At 35.5% G+C, this 23,830-nt stretch carries 22 protein-coding genes and 2 pseudogenes; 13 read left to right on the top strand and 11 right to left on the bottom strand.

The annotated features are described in order from the left end of the window. The first annotated feature begins 134 nt into the window (after positions 1 to 134). From mfd to pth, 7 genes and pseudogenes are all read left to right on the top strand, one after another. Positions 135 to 3,502: pseudogene (gene mfd / locus BOQ62_RS08180) on the top strand (transcription-repair coupling factor). A 370-nt stretch (positions 3,503 to 3,872) separates the two neighbouring features. Then, on the top strand, positions 3,873 to 4,694 hold the full coding sequence (locus BOQ62_RS08175) for a hypothetical protein (RefSeq protein WP_129038559.1): 822 nt from the start codon (positions 3,873 to 3,875) through the stop codon (positions 4,692 to 4,694). A 2-nt stretch (positions 4,695 to 4,696) separates the two neighbouring features. Beyond that, the gene (locus BOQ62_RS08170; protein ID WP_228413820.1) at positions 4,697 to 5,518 is read left to right on the top strand and encodes a hypothetical protein; all 822 of its coding nucleotides are present in this window, start codon (positions 4,697 to 4,699) and stop codon (positions 5,516 to 5,518) included. Positions 5,519 to 5,526: 8 nt separating this feature from the next. After that, the gene (locus BOQ62_RS08165; RefSeq protein WP_129038556.1) at positions 5,527 to 6,264 is read left to right on the top strand and encodes a hypothetical protein; all 738 of its coding nucleotides are present in this window, start codon (positions 5,527 to 5,529) and stop codon (positions 6,262 to 6,264) included. A gap of 152 nt (positions 6,265 to 6,416) precedes the next feature. Further along, positions 6,417 to 7,292 carry a hypothetical protein gene (locus tag BOQ62_RS08160; RefSeq protein WP_129038554.1) on the top strand — a complete coding sequence of 292 codons (876 nt, stop codon included), beginning with the start codon at positions 6,417 to 6,419 and terminating at the stop codon, positions 7,290 to 7,292. Between the two features lie 99 nt (positions 7,293 to 7,391). Beyond that, positions 7,392 to 8,324: a hypothetical protein gene (locus BOQ62_RS08155; protein WP_129038552.1), complete on the top strand. Its 933-nt coding sequence runs from the start codon at positions 7,392 to 7,394 to the stop codon at positions 8,322 to 8,324. A gap of 85 nt (positions 8,325 to 8,409) precedes the next feature. Beyond that, positions 8,410 to 8,973 carry an aminoacyl-tRNA hydrolase gene (gene pth, locus BOQ62_RS08150; RefSeq protein ID WP_129038550.1) on the top strand — a complete coding sequence of 188 codons (564 nt, stop codon included), beginning with the start codon at positions 8,410 to 8,412 and terminating at the stop codon, positions 8,971 to 8,973. 145 nt (positions 8,974 to 9,118) lie between these two features. On the opposite strand, the gene BOQ62_RS08145 is transcribed toward pth, so the two are convergent. The 4 genes and pseudogenes from BOQ62_RS08145 to BOQ62_RS08130 all read right to left on the bottom strand — a co-directional run bounded on the left by BOQ62_RS08145 (position 9,119) and on the right by BOQ62_RS08130 (position 12,536). After that, complete coding sequence (locus tag BOQ62_RS08145; RefSeq protein WP_129038548.1) at positions 9,119 to 9,754, bottom strand: carbonic anhydrase; 636 nt, start codon at positions 9,752 to 9,754, stop codon at positions 9,119 to 9,121. Between the two features lie 54 nt (positions 9,755 to 9,808). Then, a complete protein-coding gene (locus BOQ62_RS08140; protein WP_129038546.1) occupies positions 9,809 to 11,401 on the bottom strand; it encodes a SulP family inorganic anion transporter in 1,593 nt (530 codons plus the stop codon). A gap of 146 nt (positions 11,402 to 11,547) precedes the next feature. After that, positions 11,548 to 11,847: a hypothetical protein gene (locus BOQ62_RS08135; protein ID WP_089692794.1), complete on the bottom strand. Its 300-nt coding sequence runs from the start codon at positions 11,845 to 11,847 to the stop codon at positions 11,548 to 11,550. Between the two features lie 21 nt (positions 11,848 to 11,868). Further along, positions 11,869 to 12,536: pseudogene (locus BOQ62_RS08130) on the bottom strand (carbonic anhydrase). A gap of 487 nt (positions 12,537 to 13,023) precedes the next feature. Between BOQ62_RS08130 and BOQ62_RS08125 the strand changes: the two are divergent. The 3 genes from BOQ62_RS08125 to BOQ62_RS08120 all read left to right on the top strand — a co-directional run bounded on the left by BOQ62_RS08125 (position 13,024) and on the right by BOQ62_RS08120 (position 14,784). Next, positions 13,024 to 13,770: an alkaline shock response membrane anchor protein AmaP gene (locus BOQ62_RS08125; RefSeq protein WP_228413818.1), complete on the top strand. Its 747-nt coding sequence runs from the start codon at positions 13,024 to 13,026 to the stop codon at positions 13,768 to 13,770. Further along, entirely contained in the window at positions 13,728 to 14,045 is a 318-nt protein-coding gene (locus tag BOQ62_RS23045; RefSeq protein WP_228413815.1) for a helix-turn-helix domain-containing protein, read from the top strand. The genes BOQ62_RS08125 and BOQ62_RS23045 overlap by 43 nt, the downstream gene beginning before the upstream one ends. Before the next feature lie 133 nt (positions 14,046 to 14,178). Continuing rightward, positions 14,179 to 14,784, top strand: a complete 606-nt coding sequence (locus BOQ62_RS08120) for a DUF2306 domain-containing protein (protein WP_129038544.1) — start codon at positions 14,179 to 14,181, stop codon at positions 14,782 to 14,784. 9 nt (positions 14,785 to 14,793) lie between these two features. Here BOQ62_RS08120 and BOQ62_RS08115 read toward each other — a convergent pair whose 3' ends face one another. From BOQ62_RS08115 to BOQ62_RS08100, 4 genes are all read right to left on the bottom strand, one after another. Beyond that, positions 14,794 to 16,287 (bottom strand): phosphoethanolamine transferase, encoded by a 1,494-nt coding sequence (locus BOQ62_RS08115; RefSeq protein WP_129038542.1) that lies wholly within the window; start codon positions 16,285 to 16,287, stop codon positions 14,794 to 14,796. Between the two features lie 532 nt (positions 16,288 to 16,819). Next, entirely contained in the window at positions 16,820 to 17,374 is a 555-nt protein-coding gene (locus BOQ62_RS08110) for a serine O-acetyltransferase (protein WP_129038540.1), read from the bottom strand. A gap of 11 nt (positions 17,375 to 17,385) precedes the next feature. Further along, positions 17,386 to 18,534, bottom strand: coding sequence for a glycosyltransferase (locus BOQ62_RS08105; RefSeq protein WP_129038538.1), 1,149 nt, complete (start codon positions 18,532 to 18,534; stop codon positions 17,386 to 17,388). Between the two features lie 36 nt (positions 18,535 to 18,570). Then, the gene (locus BOQ62_RS08100; RefSeq protein ID WP_227941083.1) at positions 18,571 to 19,047 is read right to left on the bottom strand and encodes an acyltransferase; all 477 of its coding nucleotides are present in this window, start codon (positions 19,045 to 19,047) and stop codon (positions 18,571 to 18,573) included. 146 nt (positions 19,048 to 19,193) lie between these two features. Here BOQ62_RS08100 and BOQ62_RS08095 point away from each other — a divergent pair, with 146 nt between their 5' ends. From BOQ62_RS08095 to BOQ62_RS08085, 3 genes are read left to right on the top strand one after another with little or no spacing between them, the layout of a single operon-like run. Further along, positions 19,194 to 20,165, top strand: a complete 972-nt coding sequence (locus BOQ62_RS08095; RefSeq protein WP_129038536.1) for a 3-oxoacyl-ACP synthase III family protein — start codon at positions 19,194 to 19,196, stop codon at positions 20,163 to 20,165. Between the two features lie 27 nt (positions 20,166 to 20,192). Further along, positions 20,193 to 20,426, top strand: coding sequence for a phosphopantetheine-binding protein (locus tag BOQ62_RS08090; protein ID WP_129038535.1), 234 nt, complete (start codon positions 20,193 to 20,195; stop codon positions 20,424 to 20,426). Further along, positions 20,426 to 21,184, top strand: a complete 759-nt coding sequence (locus BOQ62_RS08085) for an SDR family NAD(P)-dependent oxidoreductase (protein WP_129038532.1) — start codon at positions 20,426 to 20,428, stop codon at positions 21,182 to 21,184. Before BOQ62_RS08090 ends, BOQ62_RS08085 begins: the two co-directional genes overlap by 1 nt. A 1-nt stretch (position 21,185) precedes the next feature. Here the strand turns inward: BOQ62_RS08085 and BOQ62_RS08080 are convergent, their stop codons facing one another. From BOQ62_RS08080 to BOQ62_RS08070, 3 genes are read right to left on the bottom strand one after another with little or no spacing between them, the layout of a single operon-like run. Then, the gene (locus BOQ62_RS08080; protein ID WP_129038530.1) at positions 21,186 to 22,340 is read right to left on the bottom strand and encodes a glycosyltransferase; all 1,155 of its coding nucleotides are present in this window, start codon (positions 22,338 to 22,340) and stop codon (positions 21,186 to 21,188) included. Next, positions 22,340 to 23,179 (bottom strand): glycosyltransferase family 2 protein, encoded by an 840-nt coding sequence (locus BOQ62_RS08075; RefSeq protein ID WP_129038528.1) that lies wholly within the window; start codon positions 23,177 to 23,179, stop codon positions 22,340 to 22,342. The genes BOQ62_RS08080 and BOQ62_RS08075 overlap by 1 nt, the downstream gene beginning before the upstream one ends. Further along, positions 23,179 to 23,721 (bottom strand): acyltransferase, encoded by a 543-nt coding sequence (locus BOQ62_RS08070; RefSeq protein WP_129038526.1) that lies wholly within the window; start codon positions 23,719 to 23,721, stop codon positions 23,179 to 23,181. Before BOQ62_RS08070 ends, BOQ62_RS08075 begins: the two co-directional genes overlap by 1 nt. Positions 23,722 to 23,830 lie beyond the last annotated feature (109 nt).

Below are 23,830 nucleotides of genomic sequence, written 5' to 3'. Positions count from 1 at the left end.
CTAAATACTTCATTTTGAATCATGAAATCAATCTGTTTTTTAAAGAAAGAAAAAAATATCCGTACCTTTGTATATCAGTAAACGGTTTCGGAAAACTCCCGAAATCGCTTTTGTCGTTTATACCAATACTATTTATGCAATTAAAATCCATTAACGAAAAGTTTCTTCCAGATCTGATGCAGAAAGAGTTCGGGAAAGAAATTTTCACACAATTAGAAAACAGTCAGCATATTGCCGTAAAAGGAAGTGCCGGATCTTCAGTTTCTATTTTTGTAGCTGAGCTTTTTTTGGTTCAAAAGAAAAATATTCTTTACCTGGTAGATGATAAAGAGGATGCATTATATGCCAATACAGAAATGGAAGACCTTCTGGGTAAGGATAAGGTGTTGTATTTTCCTGCGACCCATCTTGAGCCTTATCAGGTGGAAAAAACACAAAATGCGAATCTGGTTTTAAGAACTGAAGTTCTCAATAAAATCAATTCCGGAAGATCTCCGAAAGTTATTGTGGCTTATGCCGGAGCTTTGTCTGAAAAGGTTTTGAAAAAAGAAGACTTTAAAGCGATTTCTCATCATATAAAAGTTGGGGATCAGCTGGATTTTGATTTTGTAGACGAATTGCTCAATCACTATCATTTCCAGCAGGCTGATTTTGTTTCAGAACCGGGAGAGTTTTCAGTGAGAGGAGGTATTGTGGATGTATTTTCTTTTTCAAATGAAAAACCTTACAGAATTACCTTCTTCGGGAATGAAGTGGAAAGTATTAAAACCTTTGATATTGAAACTCAGCTTTCCGTAGATAAAGTAAAAGATTTTCAGCTGGTTTCCAATATGAACTTCTCTGTAACAGGAAGCAGAGTGTCTCTATTGCAGCTATTACCTAATGAAAGCTTTGTGGTTTCTAAAAACGGAATGATAGGAATGCAGAAGATAAGGACATTCTATGAAAAGTCTCTGGAAAAATATGACACTTTAAATAAAGATATTGCCCACAGAACGCCACAGGAGCTTTTTATTTCAGACCAGGAGTTTTTATTTGATTATAAAAAATTTAAAACGGTTGATTTTGGTGGAGTAGTCATTGAAGGCTTGAAAGAAATTACAGAAGTCAAAATGGAACAGACTCCACAGCCATCTTTCCATAAAAACTTTGAACTGCTGATTGAAGATATCGAAGAAAAACAAAACAGCGGATTTGATACATGGATTTCTTTTTCAACGGAAAAGCAGAAAGAAAGACTGGAATCTATTTTTGAGGAACTTGAACATGAGCTTCCTTTTAAAAGTTTTAAGTCTGAACTTCATGAGGGGTTTGTAGATAACGGGCACAAATTGCTGGTTTATACTGATCATCAGATTTTTGACCGTTATCAGAGATATAAAGCAAAAAATACCTTTGCAAAATCTGAGCAGCTTACTCTGAAGGATTTGATGTCCTTGAAAATAGGGGATTATATTGCCCATATTGATCATGGAATCGGGAAGTTTATGGGGCTTGTAAAAGTAAATAACGATGGTAAGATTCAGGAATGTTTTAAACTAACTTATAAAAATGGGGACTTATTATATGTAAGTATTCACTCTTTGCATAAAATCTCGAAATATAACGGACCGGATGGAAGGGAGATTGTGCTGAGTAAACTTGGCTCTCCAACCTGGAAATCATTAAAACAGAAAACAAAAGCTAAAGTAAAACAGATTGCTTTTGACCTTATCCAATTATATGCGCAGAGAAAAACGGCAAAAGGGTTTGCCTATACGCCGGATTCTTATCTGCAGAACGAATTGGAAGCCAGCTTTATCTATGAAGATACTCCGGATCAGGAAAAAGCTACCATAGATGTAAAAAAGATATGGAAGCTGATACCGTTATGGACAGGCTTGTTTGCGGAGATGTAGGTTTCGGTAAAACTGAGGTTGCGATCCGCGCTGCATTTAAAGCGGCAACAGATGGTAAACAGGTTGCTGTATTGGTTCCTACTACGATCCTTGCTTTTCAGCATTACAGAAGTTTTAAAGAAAGGTTGAAAGATTTTCCTGTCAATGTTGCTTATGTCAACAGATTCAGGACGGCTAAACAAAAATCTGAGACGTTAGATGCTTTAAAGAATGGAAAAGTAGATATCATCATTGGAACACACCAGCTGGCAAGCAGTTCAGTAAAGTTTAAAGATCTTGGATTATTGATTATTGATGAAGAACATAAATTTGGAGTGTCGGTAAAGGATAAGCTGAAGACACTTAAGAATAATGTGGATACCCTTACCCTGACAGCAACTCCTATCCCTAGGACATTGCAGTTTTCTCTTATGGCGGCAAGGGATTTGTCTGTTATCAAAACACCACCACCCAACAGGCAGCCTGTAGATACTCAGTTGATTGGATTCAGTGAGGAAATACTTCGTGATGCTGTTTCTTATGAACTTCAAAGAGATGGGCAGGTTTACTTTATTAATAACAGGATTGAAAATCTGAAAGATATTGCCGGGCTTATTCAAAGGTTGGTTCCGGATGCAAGAGTGATTACGGGGCATGGGCAGATGGAAGGAAAACAGCTGGAAAAGAATGTTCTTGATTTTATGGAAGGAAAGTATGATGTTCTTGTTTCCACGACTATTGTAGAAAGTGGGGTAGATGTTCCTAATGCCAATACTATTTTCATCAATGATGCACAGAGATTTGGTATGGCGGATCTTCACCAGATGAGAGGAAGAGTAGGACGTAGTAACAGAAAGGCATTTTGTTATCTGATCACACCTCCTTATGATATGATGACTTCCGATGCAAGAAAGCGTTTGGAAGCTATTGAACAGTTTTCTGATTTGGGAAGTGGTTTCCAGATTGCAATGAAAGATCTTGAAATTCGTGGCGCAGGAGATCTTTTGGGCGCTGAACAAAGTGGATTTATCAATGAAATGGGGTTTGAAACTTATCAGAAACTAATGCAGGAAGCATTGGAAGAATTGAAAGATGACGCTGATTTTGAAAAACTGTTCGATAATGAAGAAGACAGGCAGAAGCTGTTTAAATCTGTGAAAGATGTTAATATTGATACAGATTTAGAATTGATGTTGCCGGATTTCTACATCTCCAATACAGAAGAAAGATTATTGCTGTATCAGAAAATTGCAGAAATTACTAATGAGGCAGATCTTCACCAATTTGAATTGGAATTGATTGACCGTTTTGGTGCATTACCAAAAGAAGCAGTAAACCTGTTGAAGAGTGTTTCGCTGAAATGGTTGGCAGCAGATATTGGTTTTGAAAAGATTGTTATGAAAAATGGAGTGTTCCTTGGATACTTCCCTGGAAACCCTCAGGATAAGTTCTATCAGACGGATAGATTCAGGCATATTATTAATTATTTAACCCGAAATCCTGCCGAAGCTCAGCTTAAAGAAAAGTCCGGAAAAGAAGGTAATCAGCTGATGATGAGGAAAGAAAAGGTGAAAAACGTGGATGAGGTTAATATCCTGTTGAAAGCTATTATTGAGCATAATTAAGTTATAATTTTTATTTATTGTAAATAAAATTATGATAAAGATAAAAAGCGCGTAGAAATCTTAATTTTTGCGCGCTTTTTTTGTGATTCTTATCATGTTTTTATTTGGTAATATTCCTGCTTAAGAGAATTAAGCTCTTTTTGAGGGGTCTGAAGTCACTTTTCAATGATAAAAAAAATCCTGTAAAACCCCGAACAGTAAGGGTTTGTAGCTATAATTTATTTTCACTACATGGAAAGTGGAGTTATGTAGTAATAATTCTACTTTTACGTGTGATTAATTCTATCTTGTAATGTGTTTATTTCTATAGGTTTATGAATGTATAACTGGAATTTTTAGGGCTTCATTACGTACCTTTGCAGTCCTTATTATGAAAAAAATTATATATTGCTGCGCGGCTGGATTTCTTTCTTTCTACGCCAACGCACAGGTGGGAATCGGTACAGCGAAACCGAAATCTGTTCTTGATGTGAATGGGAAAACCACCTTAAGAAAAGAACTTAGAGTAGGCGGGACTTCAACTCAGGCTGGCGGGGCTGGGTTAAACGGCCAGGTTTTGGTTTCTCAGGGTGAGGGTTTGCCTCCTGTGTGGAAATCTTTGAACGTTTCCTTTATGGAAGAGGGACAGTATAAGCTGATCAATTCTTATCTGTCGTCTGATCAGTTGGGTGTAATCTCTCTGTCTAACGGTGTTGCCGGTGATAATATCTACACAAACAAAGTGGGGGATAATGTGACTGATGCAGCAAAAGGGAATTGGAAAAAGATTGATGGTCTTCAAAATACCTTTACTATCAAAAACGGAAAAAACAGAATCACCTATCAGTTTCAGACGGGGGTTGAAATGAAAGCGCAATCTTCTACCACTATAGAAAGTGTTAGATTTACCTGCGGTGTTTTCAGAAATGGATTGTTGGTAGCTGTGCGCCCGGATAGAATTGCCTCTAATAATAATTCCGGGAAAAATGGTCTTCAGGACTATATCTTCACCCTTAATTATACCGAACAAAATGTTCCCATAGGAGTTCACAATATTGAAATTGCATGCCGAAAGATTGATACATCAAATTCAACTTCAGAATTTGCAATCGGACGTAATGTACAGACTTCAAGTGGAGTATCCAGTGCGTTTACTCTGGAATCTACCCTGAAAATAGACGTTATCGAATACGTGAGCTATAAAAACAACTAATGATGAAAAAAATATTATCAACTCTGCTTTTTACAACGGGACTTTTGGCAACCGCTCAAGTAGGTATAAAAACTGATGCTCCAAAAGCAAAACTTGACGTAAACGGAGATGTCAACTTCAGAAACAAAATTGGTGTTTATAATACCGCTGATAATACGATATTCCAAGGGAATAATGACCAGCTTCTGGTTTCCAGGGGAGAAGGTTTTCCACCGATCTGGAAATCACTACGTATTCCTGAATATGAACCGAATAAGTTTTATCTGATCTACAACAACTCCTTTTCAGATAAAGTAGGGGCTTCATTTACATCCTCTGATGATTCTACGGTAGGCTTCACTTCAAGAGGGGCTACTTTTACCAAAGGAAAAGAGTTGAGTACCCTTCCGAATTTTAAAAAAATAGATGGTCTCTCAAAGACGATCAGCGTATTCAGTTCTCAAAGTAAGGCTTACTTCCAGTTTGAAACAGTGGTTCAGGCAGATTTCGGAACAGCAGGTACAACGGCGGATACTTCAATAGATTATGCATGTGGTATTTTTGTAGATGGAAAACTGGTGAATCTTAGACAGAGGAACTTAAAGGCAATCAATAGCTTATATCCGTTTCTTACCCATACCCAAATCGGGATAGTAGATAATCTTGGCACAGGAAACCATTCCGTAGATGTTGCCTGTACAAGATTAGGATCTTATGGGGCTTCCGGTAATACCCTTAAGATAGGAAGTAATACCAATACTAATATTAATGACTTCATTGCACAGTCATCCCTTAAAGTAGATGTATATGAAGTTCCTCAAGTGTTTAACAACATTATAAACTAAAGCTGATCATGAAAAAAATACTATTTGTAACATCACTTCTGTTAACTGTTGCTGCAACCGCTCAAGTGGGTATTAATACTCCAAGTCCAACGAATATGCTGGATGTGAATGGAGATCTTAATATCAGAAAAGAATTAAGAACAGGAGGTACAGATGCATTGAAAGGATCTGCCGGAGCAGCAGGTGATATTTTGCATAATAATACAGACTTAAATACAAATGACTGGAAAACGATAAAAATTGCTGACGGACAAGGAAGTATGTCTGTGTTTTCCATTAATACGGTTTCTGACAAAACCGGAGTGAGCTTTTCCGGGAATAATGGTTCAACAAACCCTTATAATGATGGAGCAGCACTTACTACTGACTGGTCTGTACTTACAGGAACAATGGATAGTTTCTCTGTGACTAATCAAACAAATAAAGCTACTTTTTCATTTCAAACAACCGTACAAAAAACAGGGGCCAATTCTGCCAGTTTTGCTTGCGGAGTATTTGTAGATGATCAGTTAAAAGCGGTAAGAACAGACGTATTGCTTGGGGATGCGGGAGCCTATAAAATCTTTAATCTGAATGCAACGCTTACTAATCTTACTCCAAAAAATGACTATAAAGTGAAAGTAGCCTGTACAAAAAGGGCCATTTCAGGATCTACACTTGGGGTAGGAACAGCAGTGAATACGACCTTCCTTAACAGTGATATGTCACAATCTGTTTTGACAACATCAATATTGCAGCCTTATTAATTTTCATAATAATACAATAATTGGAAATCTAAAAACGTTATGTTTTTAGATTTTTTTTGTTTATTAAGTCTATTCCTTGTGAATTTGTTCGTATAAAGTGAAGTGTATTATTAAAAATTGAATTATATTTGGACAAGCTAAAAAAATTCTATATGGTAAAAAACTATTTTCTTAAAATGTTTGCCGGTATTGCTTTTCTTGGGCTGCTGACAGCATGTAATACTACCTCAGATCCTACAGAATCCATCCCTGATCCGGATGATGGACCGCCTCCTAAAAGAGTTTTAGCAAAGGTTAGCTCAAACAATGTTTCTCAGGAAGAATATACTACAATGGCGGTAACCGGAGATTTACAGGCTGCGGTATCCAAAGATGAATTTGCTTCCGGAAATGCTTATTTTACAGGAACAGTAACGTATACCAACAAGAATATTACTAAAATTAAATATGTAAGCTCTGCTTCATCAAGCCTTGTTTATGAATTTAATATTGTTCCAGATGATACTGGTAAAAAGATTTACAATGCAACTTCTACGGCAACAGGAGCTACCCCGTCTGCATCTGTAGTAAGTGATTATGCATTTACTTATGATGCTGTAACCAATAAACTTACTAAAATTCTTGAGAAAAGAAAAGAAGGAGGGATCAGTGCTTATAACAGATTTATAGATTATGCTTTTGTGTATAACGGGAATAATGTTATTCAGGTTGTTTGCTCTAAAGGATTATTGGATATCAACGGAAATCCGAATATGACAACAGCAGTGGTAAGCAAGTATAGTTTTCAAAACTATGATGCTCAGAAAAGCCCATATTCTACACTTCCATCAGTCTATTTCATCACACGAAGTCTGATCAGTCCGGTAAATTTCTATAAAATCTCTCCGAACAATCCTACTTCAATGTTTATAGAATTGCCATCACCGGCAGCTCCTGTTAATACAGCTCAAAGTTATTCTTATGACAATCAGGGATATGTGGTTGTAGAAAAAAATCAGAACATGACTTTTACCTATAAAAATTTATAGGAGAAATATAGTCATTAATCTTACCAGAATATAAATAATAATACAATTTTTAGGCAAAAAAAAATTATATTTGTCAAAAAAATAATCAATTACAAGGAAATGAAACAAATTTTCTATTTTATTTTACTCATCGCAGGTTTTTCCTCAATATATTCCTGCAAGAGCTTATTGGATGAGGATGGGAATCCATTGTTGGATCTTAATAATACAGGAGGATTAAGCGGTCCCAGAGCATTATACAGAGAAATAACAGATAAAGATACGATCGCAGAATATCAGTACAGCGGCCTTCTTGTGACTAAAGTAATCACAGACAGTGCTTCCATTACTAATATTATGTACAGTGGTGATAAAATCAGCCAGATTAATTTCAATGGTTTCCTGGATCTTGATGGAAACGGAAAGCTTGATAAAGACAGTGTATCTTACACTCAACTATTCACTTATGCCAATAACAGCAAGCTTCAGACAATTTCTGAGAACCGTTCTACCTTCAGAAGACCTCCACCTGTACCACCGGCAACTACTCCGGGGCCACAGACCCTGCTTAAAAAAGAGAAAACTTCTTATAGAATAGTATACAGCAATTCTACAGGGAAACTGGATTCTATCATTATGAGAAACGGTCCGGATGTAGCAGGAGCTCCACTTGTTTTTACAGACTATTCAAGAACAGGATATACTTATGTGGGAGATAATGTTTCTAAAGTAGTGAGATTTTATGGTACTATGGCAGGAGGTGCACCAGGACCTGTTACAAACAAATACAGCTATGAATACTATGCATATGATGATCAGGTGAGCCCATTCACATTATTGCCGCATGTATATAAAATTTCAAGACTATTATCTACGGTTATCAATGATAAAGAAAGTCTTATTTTATCTCCAAACAATCCTAAGAGATGGTCTGTGACAGATCTTACACCGCCAATTCCAACTCCAATTGTAAAGAGTACCAATTACGTTTATGATCTTCAGACTTATATGACGAAAGGATATGGCATTAATTACATCTATAAACCGCAATAGAATAATTTTTTAACAATATTTAAACTCAATCTTTCCTAAGATTGAGTTTTTTATTTTTTATCCCTTAATTTTGCAAAAATTTCTGATGAAATATTTAATTGTCGGGCTTGGTAACAAAGGCTCAGAATATGAAAATACACGACATAATATAGGCTTTAAAGTAGCTGAGAAAATAGCGGAAACTCTTGACGTATCATTCAATACTTCCAACTTTGGGTGGCTGGCAGAAGGAAAGCACAAAGGAAGAAAAGTGTTTGTCCTTAAGCCGGATACCTACATGAATCTTTCCGGAAATGCAGTGAAATACTGGATGCAGAAGGAAAATATTCCTTTGGAAAATGTACTGATCGTTACTGATGATCTTGCTCTTCCTTTCGGAACTTTAAGATTGAAAGGAAAAGGGTCTGATGCAGGGCATAATGGACTTAAAAATATCAATGAAGTATTACAGACTCAAAATTATGCAAGACTGCGTTTCGGGATCTCTGCTGATTTTTCTGCAGGGAGACAGGTAGATTATGTTTTAGGAACATGGAATGAAGAAGAATCGGAAAAGCTTACAGAAAGAATTGAAACGTTTTCAAAGGCCAGTCTTTCTTTTGTATTTGCAGGTTTGAATAATACAATGTCAGCCTTTAACGGGAAATAAAATAGATAGCAGATTCAAGATGATAAGTAACAGGGCAGCCTGAACTTTTATGTGCATGAATCTAAATCATAACAAAAAATAAATGCCACCGGATTCCGGTGGCATTTTCTGTAAATTATAATTGAAATCTAATGATTTTATTTTTTTATAACCATGTTACAACACCTGTTTCAACATCATAATTGGCTCCAACGATTTTAATTTTGCCTTCTGCTTCAAGGTTTTTAAGGGTTGAACTTTGCTTACGGATATCTTCGATGGCACTTCTTACGTTCTGCAGGTTAAGTCTTTCCAGAAGGGAGCTGTTTTTTGAAGAACGTTCTTCATTTTCTTCAATGATGTCATTGATGATAGGATTGAAGTGATTGATCAAGTGGTTTAGGTTGTCCATTCCCATTCCTTCAATTTGTGCAGCGTCAAGACCTCCTTTCAATGCTCCGCATTTTGTGTGTCCTAATACTACAATAAGTTTGGAACCAGCAACATTACATCCAAATTCCATAGATCCAAGAATGTCCTGATTTACAAAATTACCGGCAATTCTGATACTGAAAACGTCTCCTAATCCCTGGTCAAAGATCAACTCTGCAGAAGTACGGCTGTCAATACAGCTTAAAACTACAGCAAACGGCCACTGTCCCTCACGGGTAGCATTCACTTGTTCTAGAAGGTCTCTGTTGGCTTTAAGGTTGTTTACAAACCTTTGATTTCCTTCTTTTAAGAATTCTAATGCTTTCTCCGGAGTAATTGTTGATTGTGTTTCGTATGTATGTGCTTTCATATTTTATTTATTATTTTCGAATTTAAAGTTAAAAAAATTAATTTGTGTTTGAGATTACATGGCTCTTTTATGAGTAACTAAAATGTGAGAATCCTCACTTCTTTCGTAATCTCTGTATGAAGTTTTAAAGCCTAAAAGCTCTACGTTGATGTCCTGTTCCTTTGCACGGATATTGGCAAAGTCCTGAATCATCTCCAATACATCGGTTGCAATGTAAGAAGTATTCTTGGCATCAATGATAACGGTAGAGTTGGGCTTAATGTTTTTAAGTGTTTTTTTGATCGCTGCTTTATTTAAAAATGAAACTTCTTCAGCCAGTTTTATATTGATTCCGTCAGCATCATCTAGTCTTTCTCTACTTAGATAGTAAGCTCTTTTCATATTTCCCTGAAGAATATAGAAAATAGAGATGGCAAGACCAATTCCTACTCCTTTTAACAAATCTGTTGCTACTACTGCGGCAACCGTTGCTACAAATGGAATAAACTGGAATTTTCCTAAATGCCAGAAATGCTTGAATGTAGCTGGCTTTGCCAATTTATATCCCACCAAAATTAATACCGCCGCCAAAGTAGCCAATGGAATTAAATTTAATACAACAGGAATAGAAAGTACACAGATCAATAAAAATATACCATGAATAATCGTTGACATTTTAGAAGTTGCCCCCGCATTGGCATTGGCAGAACTTCTTACCACAACTGAAGTCATTGGAAGCCCACCGATAAAAGAACTGATAAGGTTTCCTATTCCCTGTGCTTTTAACTCAAGATTGGTATCTGTGATTCTTCTCTGTCGGTCTAATCGGTCTGATGCTTCAATACAAAGCAACGTTTCAATAGAAGCTACGATAGCGATTGTTGCCCCTACAATCCAGACTTTAGGATTGGTAAAACCATTAAGATCAGGCGTTGTGATCAGATTTTTAAAATCATCAAGAGTCTGTGGAACCGGTAATGAAACCAAATGCTGGGTTTCAATAGCCAAAGAGCTTCCGGACATCTTAAAGAGTTGATTCAAAAGGATACTTACGATTACTGCAACCAAAGCTCCAGGAAGCATTTTCATCCTTTTCAGAACGTGGATTTTATCCCATGCAATAAGAATTGCTACAGAAATTAGAGTAATAACGATAGCTCCCGGATGGATAGCTCCAAATAATTCTGTAAAATATCCGAAGTTCAGGCCATTATCAAAAATAGATTCATGACCTTCGTAATCTTTATCGAATCCTAATGCGTGTGGAATCTGTTTTAAAATAATAATGATTCCTATGGCAGCAAGCATTCCTTCAATCACGTTATTTGGGAAATAGTTGGATATACTTCCGGCTCTTACAAATCCTAAAACCAATTGGATAAGTCCTGCTATGATCCCTGCACAAAGGAAAAGCTCAAATGCGCCAAGATCTGTTATAGCCGTTAAAACAATAGCCGTTAAACCTGCAGCAGGTCCGGAAACTGAAATATTTGAATTACTGATTGTACCTACTACCAGGCCGCCAATAATACCCGAAATAATACCGGACAATGGGGGAGCACCTGATGCTAAAGCAATTCCTAAACACAACGGAAGTGCTACTAAAAATACCACGAGTCCTGAAGGAAAGTTCTCCTTGATTCCTCCTATTAATGATGTCTTTTTCATAATGTGAAGCTGTAAGATATAACAGGCTTATTGGTTTATCAATAAGTCAATTATAAGAAGTTGAAAAAAAAATTAATTTTAAATACGGGTGTATCCGATATCAAAAATGATATGGAAATGGTATCAAAAAAATCTAACTATAGGAGTTACGCTTCCGGAGGGGGAGAAAATATAGTAAGTAAAGGTGAAAGATGAAAAGAATCATCAATCAGTACAAAAGACACGCCCTGAACATCAGGTTCTGAAAATTTCAGATAATCGAATACATCTAAAGGTTTCGGAATAGTCTTTTCGTAAACAATAAATGAGGATGGGTGAGAATGGGGTTCTTCTTCATTGATTATAATATTCGTTCTTGCAATATCCCAGCCCGCAACCGCAGCAATACTTGGCAGCGCTGTAAAATTCAGAAAAAACGTTAATACAATAATACTCCAGAATTTCATTTTACATTCTTTTTAGAAAAACTATTTGGTCTTTCTACTCATTACCCAATCAGAACCTGTAAGATTGTAGATCTTTTGAATGTCTTTTAAGGTTTTCTCAAAATCAATCTCCAGATCAATAATTTTACCTGTTCTAAGGTCAAATACCCAGCCATGTACAATAGGTTGTTCCTCAAGGATATATCTTTCCTGTACGCAGGCCATTTTGATTACGTTGATGCACTGCTCCTGAACATTAAGTTCTACAAGTCTGTCATAACGCTTGCTTTCGTCCTCAATAGAATCCAGCTCTGTCTGATGAAGTCTGTAAACGTCACGGATGTTTCTCAGCCATGGGTTCAATAATCCTAAATCCTGAGGAGTCATCGCTGCTTTTACTCCACCACAGTTGTAATGGCCACAAACAATAATGTGTTTTACTTTCAGATGTTCTACAGCATACTGAATAACGGCTGTGGAACTCATATCTAAAGTATTGACAACATTAGCAATGTTCCTGTGAACAAATACTTCTCCCGGTTTTGCTCCCATCAGTTCTTCTGCTGTAGCTCTGCTATCTGAACATCCTATATAAAGGAATTCAGGATGCTGAGTTTTGGCAAGTTCCTGAAAGAAGTTGGGATCTTCAGCTACTTTGGACTCTACCCATTTTTGTTGTTTTCGAAAATAACCTCGTACGATTGTGACATAATTTTAAATTTTTAAAAGTTTATAATTATTTATTTCGTTTAAATTATTTTCAAAATCAATAGACTAAATCAATAATTGTGCAAAAATATACTTTTTGTTAAAGAATCAATCACTTTTAACAAAGTTTAATATTAAAATATGCTTAAAATCATATCTAACATTCCGATATGCTTTGCATTACAGCTAATGGCTTATCTATGGTAATCCAAACGTTTAAAAAACATGATAAAATTACGAAGTATAAATTAAAATTTGAGATTTACGAATTAAAATATTCTTAATTATTGATCTCTTCATTAATTTTTTGAGGTATGGTGGTAAAAATCATCATAATATGTCAAAAAAATGAATAATTTAAAGGTCAATTAAAGTATTCATAGAATGTCTGATTTTGGGCTGCAATCTTTACCATCTCTATTTTATCTGGCAGGCGTTTTTATTGCCTGTTTCTCTTCCTTTTTGATTTTAGGAAAGCGCAAAAAAATAATGGCAGATTATATATTAGCTGGATGGTTCCTGATTATAGGAATACATCTTATCTTATTTATTCTGTTTTTTTCCGGCAGCTATTTGAAGTTTCCCTATCTTCTGGGATATGAAGTTGTCTTTCCTTTTATTCACGGGCCCATGCTGTATTTGTATGTTTTGTGTGTTACAGGAAGAAATCCGGGTGTGAAGATATGGTTGTTGAACGCTATTCCTGTTCTGATGATCTGTCTGATGCTGTCTCAACTATTTTTAATGTCCCCATGGGATAGACTGGCTGTTTACCAGAGCGGAAATAATGAGTTTAAGTTATTAAGTAAAGTGCTTAAATATCTCATGATCTTATCAGGAATAATCTATGTTGCTTTAAGTCTTTTTACTGTAAGAAAATATACGGAAGGCATATCCAGTCAATATTCTAATACTGAAAAAATGAATCTGAATTGGCTGTATTATCTCATTGCTGGGATCGCTTTAATATGGATAGCAGTGATTATTAGAAATGATATTCTCATATTCTCACTGGTAGTTCTGTTTATTGTAGTGGCTGCTTATTTTGGAATCAGCCGTGTAGGAATTTTGAACATTCCTGTTCTTCCTGATATTGAGGATACAGGAGCGGTTGATAATGAGATTGTAAAATATCAGAAAAATTCTCCCGGAGACGAGGCGATACAATCTATTTATAAAAAACTTGTGCACAAATGGTACAGGAAAAGCTATACAAAGATCCGGAACTTAATCTGAATACTGTTGCCCAATTATTAGAGGTTCATCCTAATATATTATCTCAGGTGATCAATTCTATAGAGCATAAAAACTTTTATGATTATATCAACAGGCAGCGTATTGAAGAATTTAAGCGTACCGTTGTCCTTCCGGAAAATCAAAAATACACGATTCTTTCATTGGCATTTGAATGTGGGTTTAATTCCAAGACTTCTTTTAACAGAAACTTTAAAAAGTACATGAATTGCTCACCGTCTGAGTTTTTAAAGAGCCAAAGCATTCATATGGAATAATTTATATTGATCTATTGACGGTTTTATCTCAAGTTGTTTATTATTAATGTTTTATAAATAGGTTCCATCTTTCATTTTGGAACAGATGAAGCTGTGGGAATGCTCATTTTTGCAGAAAATTAAATGAACAACTATGAAAAAGTTACTCTTTGTAATCATGTGTGCTTTGGCATTACTTATCGGATTGTATCCTCTGATCTATGCTTTTGTAGAGCATCGATATACCTTTCTTGGTTCTAAATCCTTAGAAGTACTTCATAATGTAATCTGGAAATCTGCTTTTTTTTCTCACATAGTATTCGGAGGGTTGGCTCTTTTTATAGGATGGAGTCAGTTTAGCACTTCATTCCGAAATAAAAATATAAGAATGCACCGGATTATTGGTAGCATTTATGTGATAGCTGTTATGATAGCTTCTGTTTCAGGTATTTATATGGGGTTTTATGCAAATGGCGGACTCATTTCAGCAACAGGGTTTATCTGTTTGGGATGCATCTGGCTGATAACAACCCTTGCGGCAGTTGTACAGATAAAGCAAAGAAATATCCTCAAACATCAACAGTTGATGACCTTTAGCTATGCTTGTACTTTTGCTGCGGTAACACTGCGGTTATGGTATCCCTTACTGAAAATGCTGACAGGAGATGCTGACAGCTCTTATATTGCTGTGGCATGGCTATGCTGGGTTCCTAATCTGTTTGCTGCCTATTTCATCAGTAGAAAAACAGTTGTAATATAGAAATATATATTACTTCGGCAATGTATCATATTCCATACTCTTCATCTCTAAGTTCAGATACTTATTACCCTCATTTTTATAATGCTGAGGTGCTTCCAGCCCCATATATTTCATAATCAGTGGGTAAATATAGGTGGTTTGTGTCTGTTTAGACTCATGTCCTGTAATTCTGTAGTTTGCTGGTACTTTATCACCAAACCAAACGAAGAAAGGTACCTGGGTAGATTCCTTAGAGTCTATATGAAGTAATTTGTCTCCCTGTATTTTAAGTCCGTGGTCGGATGCATAGATTACTACAGAATTTGTATTTTTCAGCGTACTGAAAATATTTTTGAATACAAAATCCGTGTATTTTATAGAGCTGTCATAGCAATCCATGCCTTCAGAATTCCAGTTAGGAGGAAGTCTGTTACACGGGTTTGGATGACTCCCCATGATGTGAAGTATTATAAATTTATCTTCTTTCTTTTGAATGGCATTTTTCAGTTCAGGAACAATAACTTCATCAAATCCATTGACCCATTTTTTGTTCTTGGACATGGAGGCCATAGCGGTTATTCCTCTTGCGCTAGCCTGTGTACTAAGCCAGAAAGAATTATATCCACTTTGATTGGCAAGATTGATAATGTTATAGGAAAGTTTATCATAGCGGTATCTGAATTCATCCGGATGAATACTTGACAGCATCAGAGGAACACTTAGATTGGTGATCCCTGCAGGAGAAACGGCATTATCAAAAATCATCATATTGTCTGCCTGCTGATCTGTATAAGGAGTCGTTTTTTTATCGTAGCCATATAATGACATGTTTTGTTTTCTTTCGGATTCTCCGATGATCAAAATTACATTTTCTATACCGGGCTGTATTTTTTTGATATTGAAAACAGGAATATTCTTTTTAATTGCATTGATGTCTCTCTGTATATTCAATGCAGTATTGAAATCGGATAAATGGTAGTATACATTCTTAATCATCTTGCCGCCTCCTTTATTGCTTACATACCTGTGTTTAAGATGATAACCAAAAGGCAGAATAAGCCATAACAAGGCAATAATGATAAACTTAGCATCCAATTTTACTACACCTTTTTTAAGATAGTTCACTGAATACAGTAACATCCCCAGAAAAACAAAAAATAAAATACCTGGAAGAATAAACATATAAGACATGCTCATTGCTTCATCTGGATTGGATTCAAGGATACTGATGGCCATTCCTACATTAAACCCGGAATGATAAATAAGAAAACAGGACGCTGATATCAAAAAGTTAATGCTTAATAACAGACATAAGATGACAGCAATCACAGATGTATATTTATTCTTAAAAAGAAGTGCATTGAATACGAGGAAGGAACAAAACATAACACCGTATTCTAAAATATTCCGGATACTGTCCAGTTTTTCAGCTCCAAACAGATTATCAAAAATATAGGGAAAAGAAAGAAGAAAACCTGTAAGATAGAGTATAATGAGAAGAATGGGAATTATTTTTTTGAACATGGTGGTATATGTTTCTGGGCTGTTAAAATGAATTTAAATATTCTTTCTTGTTTTTTCGGTAGTCTGCCTGAACATCAGAATCGTAGAGTGCATGAAAAAAATTAATATCAGATAATAATTCTTAAAGATCCAAGATGTTGTATCAACTCAAAAAGAAACTTTTGAAAGATAAATGGTTACAATTTCATGGCGGAGAGCTGCATCTTTTCGTTTAGATTTTGCTATGATACAAAAATGTAACTATAGATTTGATAAAGCAGATGTAGAATGGGAATAATAAGAAAGTGTGTTTTTCATCAAAAATTATTTTTTAAATTAATAATAAGCCCGGGTTGTGTTTTTAAGATTAAGCGATTTTTTTCAGAACAAATAACATTGACAGATTGATGTTATTAGATTATAAAAACAATATATTGTTTATAAAACCTAACGATTGTATCATTATTTTACAATCAAACAATACATTTTTTACAAATGTACACGAAATAACCGATCCGTGCAAGTAGAAATTTTACTATAAGTGCTGGGTTTACTACACTTTACGGTTAATATAGTCCATTGTAGCATTGGTTGTAGGGATAATTTTGGCTGGATTTCCTATGACAACAGAATTGGCGGGAACATCAAAGTTGACATAAGAATTAGGAACAATCAAAACGTTATTTCCAATGGTTATAGATCCCACAATGACGGCATTCGTTCCAATCCATACTTCATCGCCTATAATAGGAGATCCTTCATTTTTTCCACGGTTTTGCTGACCAATCGTAACTCCTTGCGCAATATTACAGTTTTTTCCAATCACGGTTTTAGGGTTGATAACAAGACTTCCCCAATGTCCAAGATAAAATCCTTCCCCAATCTGGGTTTCAGGATAAATCTGGAATCCGTATTTGATTTGATAATGCCTCAGTACAATTCTCCAGAAAGTATTCAGAACAGATGTTTTCTGATATTTCTGGGCCATTCTTAAGATATAGACAAAATGAAGATTAGGATTAATACACTTTTTCCAGATTTGAAATGTTGAAAGCCATTTTCCGCTTTCCCTGTAAAAATCTTTTTGAATGATAGAATAGTCAGCCATTGTCAATGTTTTTATACTTCATCAATTATTTTCTGAAGATGCTCCACAGATTTTTCCAATACAAATGGCAGTTCTGTTTGTGAGATCTGTTTTTTGTATTCTTCAGTGATATTTTTATCCGTAAGAAACTTTTTCATTCCTTCATATATTCCTTCTTCGGAGTTTTCTGTGATATTTCCCAGTTTTCCATCCTGCAGAAGATCCCTGATTCCGGAAATATCCGTTGCCGAAATAGGCTTGTCCAGAATAAGTGCTTCGGCTATGATTGTGGGGAAACCTTCATGCCTTGAAGACATGATATAGAAATCCGCCTTTTTCATATAAGGATAAGGGTTGCTGCTGAAACCAAGCATTTTTGCAGTATCCTGAAGTCCCAATGTGTTGAGCTGGTTTTGAATAGTCTCAAAATCATACCCATCACCAATGATCAGAAGCTGATGTTTTAAACCTTCATCAAGAAGCCTTTTATGCACATTCAGTAATCTGTCATAACCTTTCTGTGGATATACGGTTCCTACAGTAACAAAAGTAGGAAGATCACTGTTGAAAGGATAATCATTAATTGCAATATCAGCCTTACTTAATGTATCATTTCTGTCTATTGGATTGAAAATTTTTATAACTGATGCCTTTTCCGTTTCATTTTTTGCAAGTTTGTACATTCCTTCCTGCAGCTTATTAGAAATCACAAGAATTTTATCGAATTTAAAAAACTGCCTGATAACCTCCGGAGTGTATTCCTTTAAATTGAAAATATCATTCTGCACCCAGATAATTTTTTTTGAATCTTTTTGTGGGCTGGATAGTATTTCCTGATGCATTGCATGAATTGCTGCAATCTCTACATCATATTTTTTATTCTTTAAAACAAACTTATAAAGCAGGGAAGGGAACCAAAGAAACATTTTCTGATAAAGAACCCTATAAGCTTTTACAGGGATATCCTGCGGTCTGTTGGTTGTTATCATTTCCCCTTTGGTCAGGTAGTATAAAGTTACCCATGACGGAACCTCTTTAATGTATAGCCCTGAATAAAGATTCACCAGAAGATCAACTTCATACTTGTCAGGAGGAAGGTTTTTTAAAAAGTTGATTAATACCTTTTCTGCACCGCCATGACGTAATGAACCTATACGAATGAGGAGTTTTTTCTTTTTCAATTTGTTTTTTTCTTTTATGATTTTACAAGACTAAATTTATTTAATTTTTCTTGCTTTTTTATACTTGTGAGGAAGATTTTCTTTGATATAAGCATCCAGTTTTTTTCTGTCTTTCTCCAGTTCACGAGGATATTCCGGATTATTTTTTAAAACGATATCTCCATAATCTTCAATAGTGCAGAGAAACTGTGCCGGATTTCCGATGAAGACCGTATTGTCTGGCATAGACTGTGATAATACAGAGTTTGCACCTAAAATACAGTTGTTTCCAATTTGCACATCCTGCATGATCACAGCGTTAAGGCCAATTGTACAGTTGTTTCCTATTTTTATTCTCCCAAGGATTCTGGCATCTTCATATCCGGGAAGTTTTCTAAGCAGGGTAGTGGTACCCCCATGATTCACGAATCTTACATCTCCTGCAATATTCACATTATCACCTATTTCAATCAGGTAGGGTTCTGTCCCGAAATATACTTTATCAGGCATATTAAAATTTTTACCCACTTTCATTCCTCTATATTTTGCCACTTCAAGACTGCCTCTATTCAAAAAATTATGATACAGAGAGTCTATTTTTAATAAAATTCGGAATATAAAAATCATGACAGGTGTAAATTTGTTTTCGTTACTTTTGCAAAGAAAAAGAATTTATTAATATGATGAAAATTTCAAAAATAGAATATTATCTGCCTCAGCAGGTGTTAACTAATGAGGATCTTGAAAAACTTTTCCCCGAATGGAGCTCTGAACGGATTCAGGAGAAAGTAGGTATTTCCCAACGTCATATTTCTTCAGATAGCGAAACTGTACTGGATATGGCCGTACAGTCTTCAGAAAAAATTTTCGAAAACTATGACAGAAATAAAGTAGATTTTATTTTGTTCTGTACCCAAAGCCCGGAATACTTTTTGCCTACAACAGCTTGTATTTTGCAGGACAGACTTGGGCTTAGAAAAAATGTAGGAGCTATAGATTTTAACCTTGGCTGCTCAGGCTTTGTATATGGATTGGCTTTTGCGAAAGGCTTGATTGCTGCTGGGATTGCTAAAAGTATCCTTTTGGTGACTTCAGAAACATATTCCAAACATATTCACCCCGATGATAAAGGAAATAGAAGCATATTCGGAGATGCCTCTGCTTCAGCAATTATTGAAAAAGCAGAAGGTAATGATTATCAGTTTTGCCTGGGAACAGACGGAAGTGGTGCCGAAAATCTTATCGTAAAGCAAGGTGCTTTTAAGAAAGATTTTGAACTGAATCCAGAGCATGAATTCAGTCCTGAAAATATTTACATGAATGGCCCTGAGATTTTTAATTTTACCATTGAAAATATCCCGGGACTTGTAAAAGAAACACTGGAAGTAAACGGAATGACGATGGATGATATTGACCATTTTGTTTTTCACCAGGCGAATTCTTTTATGTTGAATTATTTAAGAAAGAAAACAAAGATTCCGGCGGAAAAGTTCTATATTGATATGGAAAAAACCGGGAATACCGTTTCTGCAACCATTCCTATTGCCCTTAAAAATATGATGGATAAAGGAATGCTAAAAGCAGGAGATAAAGTTTTGATGGCCGGATTTGGGGTTGGATACTCATGGGGAGCCACTATTATGGAAATTTAAAACAACAAACATTTAAAATTATACAATATGAAGACATCCGTTTTTTTAGAAAAATTACAAGAGGAGTTGGAGGAAGATAACACATTAACTACTGAAACGAATTTAAAATCACTGGAAAGCTATGACTCTATCAGTTTACTTTCTGTTATTGCATTTGTAGACGAAAATTTTAACAAAAAAATTGATACAAAGCACTTTAAAGATATCGAAACAGTTTCAGATTTGATGAATGTTATAGGAAAAGAAAATTTTGAAGATTAATGGATGCTTTCTCATTAAAAAATAAAATTATTCTCATTACAGGCGCTTCTTCCGGAATTGGGAGAAGCTGTTCTGTAGAATGCAGCAAAAGTGGTGCTGATCTTATTCTCGTAGGAAGAAACCATGATGAACTCATGAAAACGGTTTCTATGCTGAATCCTGAAACAAAAGTAGAAACCATTACTGAAGATATTACCCAATCTGAAAACCTTGAAGCTATCATTGCAGATAAAGTTTCAGTTTTAGGGAAAATATCAGGATTTATACACTGTGCCGGTATTGAGAAAACATTACCGTTAAAAAAGCACAATCCTCAGTTGTATCAGGATATATTTGCTGTCAACGTCATTGCAGGACTTGAAATTGCTAAAATTTTATCTTTAAAGAAATATAAAGACGAAATCTCGAGTTTTGTATTTATTTCTTCCGTTGCAGGAATGGTAGGAGAGGCAGGAAAAGCGGCTTATTCTGCCAGTAAGGGAGCTGTTATTTCGGGATCCCGTTCTTTGGCTATGGAACTTTCCAGAAGTAATATTCGTGTCAATAGCATAAGCCCTGCAATGGTTAATACCCCTATTCTGGAAAAAATGTTTGAAGATATTGGTGACGAAGCTTCATCCGAAATTATAAAAAAGCATCCGCTGGGAATAGGTGACCCTAAAGATGTAGCGAATGCTTGTATTTTTCTACTGTCTGATGCCTCAAGATGGGTCACAGGAACCAATCTTGTGATTGACGGTGGATATTCCGCCCAATAGTTTATTGTTTGTGCAGTGTTTCTATAATGTTTTCTACACTGTCAAATATTTTCTTATTGTCAAACTGACTTTCAATATTTTTGAGATTTTCTCTGATATGAAGAACAAGAGCAGGATCTGTAAGGAAGGTTTTTATTCCTTTATACATCTCATCAACGTCATAACTGATGAGGTATCCTGTTTCTTTGTCTTTGATCATCAATCCCACATCTCCTACATTGGTAGCAACAATAGGCTTCTGAAGAATTAATGCCTCTGCAATAACCAATGGCCATGCTTCAGATTCTGATGGAAGAACGAAATAATCTGCTTTTTTGATATAAGGATAAGGATTCATTTGATTTCCAACCAGAATGAATGTCTTTTCCACATTGTTCGCTGCAGCCTGTTCCTTTAGGTTTTTCATTTCACCACCATCACCAATTACAACAATAGTATGATGGAAGCCGTCATTGATAAGCCTTGTATGAGCTTCAATAAGTTTATGATATCCCTTCCTTGAATGAAGTCTTCCAATGGAAACAAAAACAGGTCCTTCAGGGAAGTTGTCAAGCTTTTCCTCTGCCTTTCGCTTTATTTCTTCGATAGGAATAGGATTGATAATAACACTCTCCGGCGGATAATTGAGGGCAGGATAATACTCATGCATCATATCCTTTATCTTATGAGAACAGTATACCATATGGTCAAACTGAGGAAAACTCTTTAAAATGTCCGGAACCAATGGCTGAAACTGAGGTACATTGACTTCAGAATGAAACCATCCAATCTTTTTGGAATTTGTATGGGTAGAATTCAGGATCGCATCATAATCCCTGTAATCCATCCCGATTTCTATATCAAAAGTATCATTGATAAGTCGATCTGCAATGGCGGGATTATTTTTCAGTTTCCTTAGCTTTAATCTTCTTTTAACAAGCTGAAGTTTCTGTAAAATAGAGTTGTCGGAAAAGTCTTCTTTTCCATCCGTAAGGTATATTTTTCTGATATGTTTCGGAAGTTCATCACGCAATTTTCCCTGGTTAAGGGTAAGGCATACCGTTATTTCAAATTTGTCAGGGTTGAGGTTGTTGAGAAGTCCCAACAATACTTTTTCTACACCCCCCATTTCCATAGAACGGTGTCTGAACAAAATTTTTATCTTTTTTTCTAACATTAACCGAAAATTGATTGTAAAGTAATTTTTATTTTTTTCTTAATACGGAAAGGCAGCTGGTGCTGATATTGCAAAAGGTCAAAGATCTGATTTGCTTCTGTATAATTCTCAGGAACTTTTTTACCGTTGATGGTTGCAAGACCTCTTCGTTTCATTGTGTTGAAAATCACCTGAGCAAAATACTCATGAGATTTCTTTTTATTGTCGTTCTGGGAGATTCCTCCCTGATGTGTTCTGTAAAGGTAATTGGTGTCATTAATAAACTGAACTTTCCCTTTCTCATACATTTTAAGATACAGATCCTGGTCTTCTCCAATTTTTAAATTAGGGTTCATTTTTTCAGTCTGTTCATACACTGATTTTCTGAAAGTCACAAAATGAGCAATCTGAATCGGGAAATTAAAAAAATAAGGATCACTATTGGGTACCTGCATAGCAGATTTGAATGGAGCAATAGGTTTCAGATTCTGATCACAGGTCATAAACCTTGAATAGGTAAGTACGGTGTTCTTTTTGGCCTGAAAAATTTCCATGCATTTTTGAATGGCTGTAGGGTTGATAGCATCATCGGGATCTAAAAAACCGCAGATATCTCCTTCTGCCAGCTCGATCAGTTTGCTTTTCGTCACACCTACACCGGAATTTTTTTCATTTTCAAAAAATTTAAACCTTTTATCATTTGAAATGAGTTCCTGAACCATTTTCTTTTCACTTTCTGATGAAGCGTCATCTAGAATAATGGCTTCCCAGTCTGTATAAGTTTGCTGAAGAATACTTTCAAAACAGTCTTTGAAAAAAAGAGCGTTGTTATAGTGTGCAATAAGAATAGAAAACTTCATTAATGTTCCTTGAATATTAAATCTTGACGATTGATTACAGTTGTATTAGGCGGAATATCTTTGTGAATGGTACATCCTGCACCAATAATGCAGTTGTCTCCAATGGTAACTCCTTTTAAGACGGTAACATTACTTCCGAGCCAGCAATTGCTTCCGATTTTGATGGGAGCCGTAGTAAACTCAGAAGAAAACAATTTAAATTCCGGTTGAGACTGGTACGCGTGATTGTGGTCATACAGCTTTACATTCTCCCCGAATAAGGTATTATCACCTATAGAAATACTGTCCAGACAGTTGATGGAACAGAAGTTATTCATGAAAAAGTTATTCCCGATTTCTAATGTGGCATTTTTCTCTACAAGAACATGAACATAATTTCTGAAACTGACGGAACTGCCAATTGTAACTGTCTTTAAATTTTCATGCAGAACAAAATGATTACTGATCCCAAGCTTTATCCCTTTAAAAGAAACATGAGGATGTTTTTTGAGACGAGAAATCTGACTCCTTCGTTGAATTTTTGCTAAAATTTCATCAAGCATACCTAAATTTATTTTTCACATTTGTAGGGTACAAATATAATTTGTTTTACATAATTATAATAATAAATCTTATTTTTGTGCCTTAAAATTAACACTTTATATGAAATAA

Origin of the sequence: Chryseobacterium sp. CH21, from assembly GCF_004119445.1 — a bacterium.
Classification (GTDB): Bacteria; Bacteroidota; Bacteroidia; order Flavobacteriales; family Weeksellaceae; genus Chryseobacterium.
Note: the sequence above shows the minus strand (reverse complement) of the source record. Positions and strands in the feature narration are given on the sequence as shown.

What these genes read in the sequence shown, in the direction of transcription:
- BOQ62_RS08115 (WP_129038542.1), bottom strand. Translation starts at nt 16,287, where the DNA reads ATGTTCAAAAAAATAATTCCCATTCTTCTCATTATACTCTATCTTACA.
- BOQ62_RS08090 (WP_129038535.1), top strand. Translation starts at nt 20,193, where the DNA reads ATGAAGACATCCGTTTTTTTAGAAAAATTACAAGAGGAGTTGGAGGAA.
- BOQ62_RS23045 (WP_228413815.1), top strand. Translation starts at nt 13,728, where the DNA reads ATGGTACAGGAAAAGCTATACAAAGATCCGGAACTTAATCTGAATACT.
- BOQ62_RS08175 (WP_129038559.1), top strand. Translation starts at nt 3,873, where the DNA reads ATGAAAAAAATTATATATTGCTGCGCGGCTGGATTTCTTTCTTTCTAC.
- BOQ62_RS08085 (WP_129038532.1), top strand. Translation starts at nt 20,426, where the DNA reads ATGGATGCTTTCTCATTAAAAAATAAAATTATTCTCATTACAGGCGCT.
- BOQ62_RS08165 (WP_129038556.1), top strand. Translation starts at nt 5,527, where the DNA reads ATGAAAAAAATACTATTTGTAACATCACTTCTGTTAACTGTTGCTGCA.
- BOQ62_RS08120 (WP_129038544.1), top strand. Translation starts at nt 14,179, where the DNA reads ATGAAAAAGTTACTCTTTGTAATCATGTGTGCTTTGGCATTACTTATC.
- BOQ62_RS08160 (WP_129038554.1), top strand. Translation starts at nt 6,417, where the DNA reads ATGGTAAAAAACTATTTTCTTAAAATGTTTGCCGGTATTGCTTTTCTT.
- BOQ62_RS08100 (WP_227941083.1), bottom strand. Translation starts at nt 19,047, where the DNA reads ATGAAAGTGGGTAAAAATTTTAATATGCCTGATAAAGTATATTTCGGG.
- BOQ62_RS08095 (WP_129038536.1), top strand. Translation starts at nt 19,194, where the DNA reads ATGATGAAAATTTCAAAAATAGAATATTATCTGCCTCAGCAGGTGTTA.
- BOQ62_RS08075 (WP_129038528.1), bottom strand. Translation starts at nt 23,179, where the DNA reads ATGAAGTTTTCTATTCTTATTGCACACTATAACAACGCTCTTTTTTTC.
- BOQ62_RS08140 (WP_129038546.1), bottom strand. Translation starts at nt 11,401, where the DNA reads ATGAAAAAGACATCATTAATAGGAGGAATCAAGGAGAACTTTCCTTCA.
- BOQ62_RS08170 (WP_228413820.1), top strand. Translation starts at nt 4,697, where the DNA reads ATGAAAAAAATATTATCAACTCTGCTTTTTACAACGGGACTTTTGGCA.
- BOQ62_RS08135 (WP_089692794.1), bottom strand. Translation starts at nt 11,847, where the DNA reads ATGAAATTCTGGAGTATTATTGTATTAACGTTTTTTCTGAATTTTACA.
- BOQ62_RS08155 (WP_129038552.1), top strand. Translation starts at nt 7,392, where the DNA reads ATGAAACAAATTTTCTATTTTATTTTACTCATCGCAGGTTTTTCCTCA.
- BOQ62_RS08070 (WP_129038526.1), bottom strand. Translation starts at nt 23,721, where the DNA reads ATGCTTGATGAAATTTTAGCAAAAATTCAACGAAGGAGTCAGATTTCT.
- BOQ62_RS08080 (WP_129038530.1), bottom strand. Translation starts at nt 22,340, where the DNA reads ATGTTAGAAAAAAAGATAAAAATTTTGTTCAGACACCGTTCTATGGAA.
- BOQ62_RS08145 (WP_129038548.1), bottom strand. Translation starts at nt 9,754, where the DNA reads ATGAAAGCACATACATACGAAACACAATCAACAATTACTCCGGAGAAA.
- BOQ62_RS08110 (WP_129038540.1), bottom strand. Translation starts at nt 17,374, where the DNA reads ATGGCTGACTATTCTATCATTCAAAAAGATTTTTACAGGGAAAGCGGA.
- pth (WP_129038550.1), top strand. Translation starts at nt 8,410, where the DNA reads ATGAAATATTTAATTGTCGGGCTTGGTAACAAAGGCTCAGAATATGAA.
- BOQ62_RS08125 (WP_228413818.1), top strand. Translation starts at nt 13,024, where the DNA reads ATGGCAGATTATATATTAGCTGGATGGTTCCTGATTATAGGAATACAT.